Origin of the sequence: Janthinobacterium sp. AD80 (assembly GCF_002878455.1) — a bacterium.
Lineage (GTDB): Bacteria > Pseudomonadota > Gammaproteobacteria > Burkholderiales > Burkholderiaceae_D > Janthinobacterium.
Genome location: NZ_NRDQ01000328.1, coordinates 1 through 689 on the forward strand (window position 1 = coordinate 1; position 689 = coordinate 689).

Here is a 689-nt window from a genome sequence, read left to right on the forward strand (position 1 = left end):
ATCCGCCATGGTGCGCGCCCGCATCGGTGCAGGCCCGGCGCACGCAGCGCTGGCAGGCCGCGTGTTTTGTGGCGGACGGGGAACAGGTGCGCCTGGCGCAGCTGCTGGCGGATGAACAGCTTGCGGCACCAGCAATGGAAGCAGAGGACGGCGGCGGATGAAGAAATTTATGGAAGGCAGATTATTCACGGCGCTGTTTGCCATGCTTGCCTGCCTGGTCGTGTACCGCCTGAGTACCGGCAATGCGCCATTGCGCGGCGAATATGTGACGCAGTTCATCGAGAGCGACCTGGCGCAAGTGCTGCAGAACGGCGGCAAGGTCATCGATCGCACTTCCCGCGTCAATCTCAATCTCGCCTTCCATACGGTGCGCTTCATGGACGAAGGCTGGAGCGCTGCGCTGCGCGACCGGAATATCGCCACCTTGCAGGAGCTGGGCTGGGTGCTGCGCGCACCGAAAGTGCTGTGCAAGATGGGCGTGCAGCTGACCATCGGCGAAGGCCAGAGCATGTACCGGGGCCAGGGCACCAACAGCCTGGCTTTTGTGTATGACCGCGGGTCCGTCAAGGCCTGTGCGGCGTGATGCGGCATCGCTAACGCCATCCGCGCTAGCGGTTCAAGCGCCGCGCCAGGCGCAATTCCCGCTCCGCCGCCAGCACGGTGGCGATGAGCGGTCCTTCATGCCGCGC

1 protein-coding gene is annotated in these 689 nt (G+C 64.6%); it reads left to right on the top strand.

Features of this window, described 5'->3' with window-relative positions:
• Nucleotides 1-169: 169 nt before the first annotated feature.
• Nucleotides 170-583 carry a hypothetical protein gene (locus JaAD80_RS29165; RefSeq protein ID WP_146012616.1) on the top strand — a complete coding sequence of 138 codons (414 nt, stop codon included), beginning with the start codon at nucleotides 170-172 and terminating at the stop codon, nucleotides 581-583.
• Nucleotides 584-689 lie beyond the last annotated feature (106 nt).

Bases quoted from the DNA above. Each gene is read 5' to 3' on its own strand.
- JaAD80_RS29165 (WP_146012616.1), top strand. From the start codon at position 170: ATGGAAGGCAGATTATTCACGGCGCTGTTTGCCATGCTTGCCTGCCTG.